At 72.3% G+C, this 8,537-nt stretch carries 7 protein-coding genes and 1 pseudogene; 5 read left to right on the top strand and 3 right to left on the bottom strand.

Annotation, left to right across the window (positions count from 1 at the left end; translation table 11 throughout):
• Positions 1-157: 157 nt before the first annotated feature.
• Positions 158-1,378 (top strand): hypothetical protein, encoded by a 1,221-nt coding sequence (locus ACFWBW_RS17575; RefSeq protein ID WP_385373350.1) that lies wholly within the window; start codon positions 158-160, stop codon positions 1,376-1,378.
• A gap of 179 nt (positions 1,379-1,557) precedes the next feature.
• Here ACFWBW_RS17575 and ACFWBW_RS17570 read toward each other — a convergent pair.
• Positions 1,558-1,608: pseudogene (locus ACFWBW_RS17570) on the bottom strand (hypothetical protein); the annotation flags it as partial.
• A 137-nt stretch (positions 1,609-1,745) separates the two neighbouring features.
• Between ACFWBW_RS17570 and ACFWBW_RS17565 the strand changes: the two are divergent.
• Positions 1,746-3,887, top strand: coding sequence for a tetratricopeptide repeat protein (locus ACFWBW_RS17565; protein ID WP_385373347.1), 2,142 nt, complete (start codon positions 1,746-1,748; stop codon positions 3,885-3,887).
• Positions 3,888-3,895: 8 nt separating this feature from the next.
• On the top strand, positions 3,896-4,447 hold the full coding sequence (locus ACFWBW_RS17560; RefSeq protein WP_385373345.1) for a flavin reductase family protein: 552 nt from the start codon (positions 3,896-3,898) through the stop codon (positions 4,445-4,447).
• 157 nt (positions 4,448-4,604) lie between these two features.
• On the opposite strand, the gene ACFWBW_RS17555 is transcribed toward ACFWBW_RS17560, so the two are convergent.
• Positions 4,605-5,393 (bottom strand): BTAD domain-containing putative transcriptional regulator, encoded by a 789-nt coding sequence (locus tag ACFWBW_RS17555; protein ID WP_385373343.1) that lies wholly within the window; start codon positions 5,391-5,393, stop codon positions 4,605-4,607.
• A 535-nt stretch (positions 5,394-5,928) separates the two neighbouring features.
• On the opposite strand from ACFWBW_RS17555, the gene ACFWBW_RS17550 reads away from it, so the two are divergent.
• Complete coding sequence (locus tag ACFWBW_RS17550; protein WP_385373341.1) at positions 5,929-7,413, top strand: M28 family peptidase; 1,485 nt, start codon at positions 5,929-5,931, stop codon at positions 7,411-7,413.
• Here ACFWBW_RS17550 and ACFWBW_RS17545 read toward each other — a convergent pair.
• The gene (locus tag ACFWBW_RS17545) at positions 7,377-7,919 is read right to left on the bottom strand and encodes a hypothetical protein (RefSeq protein WP_385373340.1); all 543 of its coding nucleotides are present in this window, start codon (positions 7,917-7,919) and stop codon (positions 7,377-7,379) included. The two genes, ACFWBW_RS17550 and ACFWBW_RS17545, sit on opposite strands and share 37 nt — an antisense overlap.
• 278 nt (positions 7,920-8,197) lie before the next feature.
• On the opposite strand from ACFWBW_RS17545, the gene ACFWBW_RS17540 reads away from it, so the two are divergent.
• Entirely contained in the window at positions 8,198-8,416 is a 219-nt protein-coding gene (locus ACFWBW_RS17540) for a C40 family peptidase (RefSeq protein WP_385373464.1), read from the top strand.
• Positions 8,417-8,537 lie beyond the last annotated feature (121 nt).

Genomic DNA, 8,537 nt, shown 5'->3' with positions numbered 1-8,537 from the left:
GTGAGGCTTTGCCCCTCACCCCGTTTTCTGCTGTCCCCTTGCTCTTCTCTCCCCCTCACCCCCTGCGTCCCTCTGTCTTCTCTTTCGCCCCCCCCCCGCCTCCCGGGCGGCGGGCCCCGCCCGCAGCCGGTCCGGACCGCAAGCCGAGGGAGGCCCCATGCCGGAGCACGGCATCCGCAGTGAGGCAGACACGCCCCTGCCGTTCCACCCGCTGGTCTACCTGGAGGACGGCGAAGAGGTCACCATCGGGCGGCCCGACACGGACTCCTACGGGATCTTCCCGGTCGACGGCGCCCACCTCGTGCGCCGCCTCGAGGCCGGCGCCACCCCGTCGCAGGCCGCCGACTGGTACTGCGCCGAGTACGGCGAACAGGTCGACATCGACGACATCATCGGCGCCCTGCGCGAACTCGGCTTCGTCCGCGAGGAGGGCGAGGAGCCCGCGCAGACGGGCCCGGTGCGCTGGCAGCGGCTCGGCCGCGCCCTGTTCTCCCCGCCCGCCTGGATCGGCTACGGGCTGATCACCTCCTGGGCGCTCTGGCGCGTGATCCGCTCCCCGGACCTCGTACCGACCGCGGAAGACATGCTGTTCAGCGAGTACTACGCCGTCATCAGCCTGGTCATGCTGGTCGCCGCGGTACCCCTGATCGCCATCCACGAGGCCTTCCACGCCTTGGCCGCCCGGCGTCTGGGCATCGGCTCCAAGACCAGGCTGTCGCACCGCTTCTACTTCCTCGTGGTCGAAACGGCCCTGGACGGGCTCGTCGCCGTGGAACGCCGCAAGCGCTACCTGCCGATCGTCGCCGGGATGGTCGTCGACGTCGTCCTCGTCTCCCTCCTCATCACCGTCGCCGACGCCGCCCGCAGCCCCGGCGGTGCCGAAACCACCGCCAGCCGCGTCTGCCTCGCGGTGGCCTTCGCCGCCGTGCTGCGGGTGCTGTGGCAGTTCTTCCTCTACCTGCGCACCGACGTGTACGTGCTGATCACCACCATGCTCGGCTGCGTGGACCTGCACACCACGTCCGTACGCCTGCTGCGCAACCGCTTCCTGCGGCTGCGCGGGCGCACCGAGGGGCTGGCGGACGAATCCCTGTGGCACCCCGTCGACCGCCGGGCCGCCCGCTGGTACTCCTGGCTGATCGTGGCCGGCTACACCTTCAGCCTCAGCACCTTCCTGCTGGCCCTCGCCCCCGTCTTCGTGGAGATGGTCTCCGGAGCCGTCAGCCGCTTCGGCGGCGAGGGCTCCAGCTGGGTCGAGCTGCTGGACTCCTCGGCCTTCCTCATCATGGCCTTCTGGCAGACCGCCCTCACGATCTGGATCGCCGCCCGGGAGCGCCTGCGCGCCCGCACCTCCCGCACCCACCATGTCATCGGCTGACGGACGCCCCCCGTCGGCTCGGCCCCCCACCTCGACGAGCCACGCCCGCCCGGGCATTCGCTTCGCGTCGATGACCACCCGCTTCGCCAGGACTCCGGCCGCGATCCTCGACCGGTCCGCCTTCCGGGCGGCCGGCGCGCGTCGTTGTAGACCACCCGTGTGCAGCCGAACGTACGGACCGGCGCGATGCGCTGACCCGGCGTGGGATCGATCCGGAACGAGTACCGCACATGCGCACAGGCAGGCTACCGGCCGCCACTGACAACGCCGCTCCGCCCAGCAGGCGAACCGGCTCCCCCTGTCCCGCGACGCGGGAGCTCCGTATCCTCCCCGGCCCGAAGGCCGCGGCATCCACGAAGGAGTCCTGATGACCGGCCACTACTGGATCGCGGCGCCCCTGCGCCGCGAACGCGACCGTCTGCGGGCCGGACTCGGCCTGCCCGCCCCCCTGGCCGTGGTCGACGCGCACCGGCGGCTGCGCGGCCCCTACTCCGCGGCGGGCGCCCTGCTGCGCCAGGTCGCCCCCGAGGCGCTGCGCCGCATGCCCGAACTGGCCGCCCGCCACTACATCGAGCTCCAGGAGAGCACCCCGGAACTGGCGCCCCTGGTACCGCAGAGGATCCGCGCCCTGGAGAAGATGGCCAATGCCCCCGGCGAGGCCAGCCGCTACCCGGCCCGGCTGCACTCGCTGCGCGTCTCGCACGGGATCGTGGACTTCCTGCTCGCGGCCCTCCCCGGATCCGGGGACGGCCCGCGCACCCTCGTCGTGGAGAACGTGCAGCACGCCGACGTCACCGACCACGAGTTCCTCGCCGCCGCCCTGCGCCGGATCCCCGCCGAGCTCCTGACCCTGGTCGTCGCCACCGACACCGCGGAGCTCGAAGATCCGCCGGGCATGGTCTCCGTGTCCCTGCCCGCGGAACTCGCCGTGCGCACCACCCGCGTCCACCACCCCGGGGCCCCCGCGGGCGCCGAGCCCGACGGGCCGGCCCCCGACGGCGCCGAGTCCGGCAGCCTGGCCGAGGCCGCCGCCCGGTACGTGGCCGGCGACTGCATCAGCGACGAGCCCGCACTGCGCGCCGCGTACGAGGCCCTCACCGGCCCCGAGCGCGCTGTCCTGCACGACCGCCGGGCCGAGGAGGTCGCCGCCCGCGCCGAGGAGGAGCCCTCGCTCCGGCTGGGCACCCTTCCCTACCACCTGCTGCGCGGCAGCGACGGCGACGGCGCCGGACTCGACGCCCTGCGCTGGGCCCAGCTCCGCTGCAAGTACCTGGGCCTCTATCACGCGGCGGCCGAGATGGGCGAGGAGGGCCGTCACCGTACGGGCCCCGACGTCCGGCCCGACCTGTGGTGGCCTTTCACCCGCGAGACGGGCGTGTGCCTGGCCGCCGCCGGACGGCCGGAGGAGTCCGCCGCCGTACAGGAGGAGGCGCGCTCGCAGACCACCATGCCCAAGCACCACATGAGCCTCGCCTACGAGACGGGCATGCTGTACGCCCGCCACTTCCCGCCCGAGCTGCGCGACGAGCGCAGGGCCCGCGCGTACGTCAACCAGGCCATCGCGATCTCGGACCTGCTGCCGGACCTGAAGGAACGCGCCTTCTTCTCCGTGTTCAACCGCAACGGCCTCGCCCTGGTCGAGGTCCGCGCCGGCCGTCCCGACGAGGCCCTGCGGCTGCTGGACGAGGGCATCGAGCGGCTCGACCGAGAGCTCGGCATCGGCGAGCGCACCTGGCACCGAGTCGGCCTGCGCTACAACCGCGCCCAGGTCAACGGCATGAGCGGCCGGCTGGAGGACGCCCTGGAGGACTACGCCTCCATCATGGATCTGGACCACGACTTCGCCGACCACTACTTCAACCGCGGAAGCATGCTCCGCCGGCTCGGCCGCATCGAGGAGGCCATCGCCGACTACGAGCGGGCCATCACCCTGGAATCGCCCTTCCCCGAGGTGCACTACAACCGCGGCGAGGCCCGCCTCGAACTCGGCGACCTCGACGGCGCGCTGGCCGACTTCGACCGGGCCCTCGAACTGGAGCCGGGCAACCTGGAGGCCCTCCTCGCCCGCGCGGGCCTGCTGGCCGACCAAGGCGAGGCCAAAGCGGCCCTGGCCGATGTCGAGGCCGGGCTGCTGGTCGACGCCGAGCACCCCCATCTGCTCTGCCTCCAGGGCCGGTTGTGGGGAGAGGAGGGCCGTACGGCCGAGGCCCGCGACTCCCTCGACGCGGCCCTGCGCCACGATCCGGAGCTGGCCGAGGCATGGGCGATCAAGGGCGGACTCGCCTATGTGGAAGGCGACCTGACCGCCGCGCTGGCCGATTTCAACCGGGCGGTGGAGCTGGAGGCCCGGCCCGAGTTCCGGTTCAACCGGGGCGTGGTCCACGAGGCGGCGGGCAGCCTGGTCCAGGCGGTGGCCGACTTCGACGCCGTCCTCGCCGTCACCGACGACGAAGAGGCCCGCAGCCGCCGGGAGACCTGCCTGCGCGCGGCCGAGCGGGCGCACCCGTAGGGCCCGGGATGGACCTCGGTCAGCAGGAGAAGCAGCACGAGCGCCAGCGGGAGATGCAGCGGGAGCGCGGGACCGGCGGGACCGTTTCCGGGGCCGCGTTCACCGAGGCCATGTCGCGGCTTGTCTCGGGGGTGGCGGTGGTCTCCGCCCGGCGGGGCGACGGCCGGCCCTCGGGGCTGCTCGTCTCCTCCGTCTGCTCGTACAGCGCGGACCCGCCGTCGGTGCTCGTCGCGCTGGCGCGCACCTCCCGGACCTGCCGGGAGATCACGGCGGGTTCGGACGCGTACTTCGGCGTCCACCTGCTGGCCCGCAGCCACGCGGCGCTGGCGAGGACCTTCGCGGGCAGCTCCGGGGACAAGTTCGCCGACGTGCTCTGGGACTGGGACGGGACGGTGCCGCGGCTGGCGGGCGTCCCGGTGTACGCGAAGTGCCGTGCGGGGGCGGTGCTCCCGCACGGCGACCACGTGATCGTGGTGGGCGAGGTGGTCGGCTGCGCGGTGGCGGAGGACGACCCCCTCGTGTACTTCCGGCGGCGGCTCGACTGGAGCCTCGGGGGCTGAGCGGGGTAGGCGGGTCAGCAGGGTGAGTACGCCGGTACGCGGAGCGCGCGTACCGGCGTACTGCTGTCTGCGCGAGCTGGTGCACGGCCGCGTGCGGGTACGGTCGTGCGAACCCGCAGCCGTACGTACCCGTGGCCCTGCGGATGCCGTGCGGCCCTCAGCCGCCGAGCGCCGCGGGGTGGAGTGCGCCCGCCGGGCGGCAGCCGTCGTGCCGGGTGTTGTCGGGCCGGGCCCCGCTGAGCAGGGCCTGCTGGGCCGCGCGCAGGCCCGGTCCCGGTTCGATTCCGGTGTCCTCCACCACGGCGCGCCGGGCCCGGGTGTAGGCGTGCAGGGCCTCGGCGCGGCGGCCCGTGGCGGCCAGGGCGAGCATCAGCTGCTCGTGGAAGTCCTCGCGCAGCGGGTGGCGCGCGCACAGCTCCTCCAGCTCACCGACAACCTCGCGGGCCCAGCCACTGCAGATGTCGGCGCCGATCCGGTCGTGGACGAGGGCGAGCCGCTCCTCTTCGAGCCGGACGGTGTAGTGCTCGGGCAGGCAGGCCGGTCCGAGGTCCCCGAAGGGGGTGCCCCGCGAGAGGGCCAGGGCCCGGTGAAACGCTTCTGCCGCGGTGGTGCAGTGGCCCGCGGCCCGCAGTTCCCGGCCGCGCGCGGCCAGCGTGCGGAACCGGTCGAGGTCCAGCTCCCCCGGCTGTACGCGCAGCAGGTAGCCGTTGCCGGAGGTGAGCAGCAGCGGGTGCCTGCGGGGGTCGCCGCCCCCGCGGCTGTACTCGGGGGCGAGCACGCGCCGCAGCCCGGACACGTACATCTGCACGGTCGCCACGGCCGTGCGCGGCGGCCGGTCGTCCCACAACTCGCCGATCAGGGAGCAGATCGGGAAGCGGCGGTTGGCGTGCAGCAGCAGCAGCGTGAGCAGGGCGCGCCGCTTCAGGGAGCTGGGCGTGCACGGCACCCCGCCCCGGCGGACCTCCAGGGGCCCCAGGATCCGGTACGTCGGCCCGTCGGCCGGCCCGCCCCCGCCGGTCGGGTCTGGGGCGGGCCCGGGACAACCGGGTAAATCGGGGTCCTCCGGAGGACCGTGGACGGGATCTGACGAGGATCTTTCGGTTCTGGCCAGCACTGGTCTGCCACCCCCGCGCTACCGGCGCCCTCGGGCGCACTGTCCTGTCGGCACGCGGTGGGGCTCACCGGCGCTCACGACAATGGATACGGGATCGCGCGTGAGGGTGTCAGGGGCGCGAACTAGCCAACTGCCGCTAAAGATAGATGAGTTGCGAACCGGCAGCCGTCCTCAGCCGTATGCCCGCCGCATCTCGGCCAATAATCGGGGCGCCCGGCCCGGCTCGGATCTTCTCCTTGGCAGGGGCCCGCCGCAGGGTTAGCGTGCCTCGATCTCCTCCCGACACGCACGTTCTTCCCGATCGTCGACCGCCGACCACGGCCCTGCCGACCGGTCCGTTCGACCTGCCGTGAGAGGGCACCCAGCCATGTCCGCACGTCGTACCGCCGCGGCGACCGCCACCCTGGCCGCCGCCGCACTCCTCTCCCCGCTGCTCCTCGCCGGCCCCGCCGCCGCGGGCGCCGAAGACCCGGGCCGGGCCGCCGCCGCCCGCGGCGCGGCCCTGGCGGCGCAACTCGTCCGGGAGTCCACGGCCAAGGACGCCCTCCGCCACCTGCGGGCGTTCCAGTCGGCCGCGGACTACAACGGCGGCAACAGGGTCGCGAGTTCGAAGGGCCACGAGGCCTCGGCCGCGTACGTGGAGGGGGTGCTGCGCCACGCCGGCTACCGGACCTCCCGCCAGGAGTTCGGCTTCGTCTACACCGAGGACCTCGCCGAATCCCTCACCGTCGACTCGCCCACCCCGCGCGAGGTTGCCGTCCAGCTCATGGCGTTCACTGCCCGCAGCCCCGAGGGCGGGGTCACCGGGGAGCTGGCCGTGGTCCCCGTCGACGCCGACAACACCCACGGCTGCGAGCCGGGTGACTTCGCGGCGGGCGCGTTCACCGGCAGGATCGCCCTGGTCAAGCGTGGCGGCTGCTCCTTCGCCGTCAAGCAGGGCAATGCCCACGCGGCGGGCGCGCTCGGCGCGATCGTCTACAACAACACCTCCGGCAAGATCAACGGGACCGTCGGGGACTCCTCCCTCGCCCGCATCCCCACCGGAGGGATCAGCCAGGAGGACGGCGCGGCGCTGACCGCGGAGGCCGCCGCCGGGCCGGTGACGGTCACTCTCGACATCCACGAACTGCGCGAGAACCGCCGGAGCTTCAACGTGGTCGCGGAGACCCGCGGCGGGGACGCCGCCAACACGGTCCTCCTCGGCTCCTACCTCGACTCGCAGCACGGCACCCCCGGCATCAACGGCAACGGCTCCGGCTCGGCCGGGCTCCTCCAGGTCGCGCTGAAACTCGCCAAGTCGCAGCACAAGGTGGGCAACAAGGTGCGGTTCGCCTGGTGGTCGGCGCAGGAGTTCGGCGTCGCGGGCTCGCAGGCGTACCTCTCCGCCCTGACGCCGGAGCAGCGCACGCAGATCCGGCTCTACCTGAACTTCGAGACGATCGCCTCGCCGAACGGCGCGTTCTTCGTCAGCGACGGGGACGACTCCGACCGCGTCGGCGCGGGCCCCGGCCCGGAGGGCTCCGCCCAGCTCGAGAAGGGCATCACCGACTTCCTCGACGCGAAGGGCGTCCCGCACGAGGGCACCGACTTCATCGGCTTGTCGGACTACGCGCCCTTCCTCGTGGCAGGCATCCCCTCGGGAGGCACCTTCACCGGCTCCGACGGCCTCAAGACCGAGGCCCAGGCGGCCAGGTTCGGCGGCCAGGCGGGCACCGCGTACGACGTGAACCACCACAAGCCCGGCGACGACCTCGCCAACATCGACATGCGTTCCTTCGACGTCAACATCGACGTCATCGCCCACGCGGCCGGCCGCTACGCGCACGACCTCGGGGCCCTGGGCGGCAACTGACCGCCCGATCGCGCAGGGCACCGCCCCCGTGGTGCCGCCCGCCGCGTCCCGTGGGCCCTGCCCTGCCGTGCCGCACGGCAGGGCCCAGGAGGGGTGCCAGCCCGTGAGGAACGCCTGGCGATGCGCTGCTGGATCTGCACGCTGTGCAGGACCCTCGTCGGGTCGGCGATGTAGACAGCGAGCTGTCCGCGATCGCTCTCGTCGCGGTTCGACTGCCAGATTCGCTCGATCAGTGCGCGATAGGTGGCCTCGACGTCCACGTGGTCCCGCTGCAGGGTCGCGATCGCAGGGATGAGGAGACTCTGGAGATTGACGTCAGTGATGTGCCGGCGGGACGGCAGTTCATCGTCGATTTGCAGCGCGGCGAAGAAGAGCTTCACCAAGTCAGTGAAGCCGTCCGGGATGGCGATGTCGGCGAGCTTCGCGACCTGGGGGACTTCGGGGATGGTGGCGTAGGGCTGCTTCCATCGAACCTTCAAGAGGTACTGAGCGACAGCGCCGGCCATACCGCCTACCCCAGAAGTGCTACGCGGATCAGGCCCACACACCGCCTTCAGGGTGGTAGCGCCCCCCTTGCCTGTCCGGACCACTTCCGGACCAGGCCCTGCAAGATGGCCGCTCCAACTGTCGTTTCTCCAGGTCGGCACGGGTGCAGCTGATGTACCACCAGCAGACGAAGAACCTCTATTGCAGCTATTCCCCGGAGGCAGTTGGGTTCTTCTAGAACGCCAAGCCGAGCTCCCGGAAGGGAAATTACCGTCCCGAAGTCAGCGCCGGCAGACAGCTGCCCCGTACCGCGGAGCAGCAGTACGAGCACACCTCTCACATTCCCCGGAACAAACGCGCATTGGGGGACCTGGTGTTCTTCCCCAGGGGCTCGACTGTGGAACACGTGGGTATCTACGCCGGCCAAGACCAGATCTGGTACGCGCCCCGCCCGGGTACCCGGGTACGCCTGGATCGGATCTGGAGCAAGAACGTCCGCTACGGGCGCACCAGTTGAACTCACGGGAAAAGCGCCGCCGTCGGGGGGGGCACACCCCCCCCCCAGGCGGGGGGGCCCACAACGGAAGGTTCCCCCCCCCTTTCTAAAACCCCCCCCACGTTTTTTGTGTTTTCCCTTT

Origin of the sequence: Streptomyces sp. NPDC059957, from assembly GCF_042730015.1 — a bacterium.
In the GTDB taxonomy this organism is placed as follows: domain Bacteria; phylum Actinomycetota; class Actinomycetes; order Streptomycetales; family Streptomycetaceae; genus Streptomyces.
This window is presented reverse-complemented; position numbering and strand designations above follow the sequence as displayed.

Bases quoted from the DNA above. Each gene is read 5' to 3' on its own strand.
- ACFWBW_RS17575 (WP_385373350.1), top strand. From the start codon at position 158: ATGCCGGAGCACGGCATCCGCAGTGAGGCAGACACGCCCCTGCCGTTC.
- ACFWBW_RS17545 (WP_385373340.1), bottom strand. From the start codon at position 7,919: ATGGCCGGCGCTGTCGCTCAGTACCTCTTGAAGGTTCGATGGAAGCAG.
- ACFWBW_RS17550 (WP_385373341.1), top strand. From the start codon at position 5,929: ATGTCCGCACGTCGTACCGCCGCGGCGACCGCCACCCTGGCCGCCGCC.
- ACFWBW_RS17560 (WP_385373345.1), top strand. From the start codon at position 3,896: ATGGACCTCGGTCAGCAGGAGAAGCAGCACGAGCGCCAGCGGGAGATG.
- ACFWBW_RS17565 (WP_385373347.1), top strand. From the start codon at position 1,746: ATGACCGGCCACTACTGGATCGCGGCGCCCCTGCGCCGCGAACGCGAC.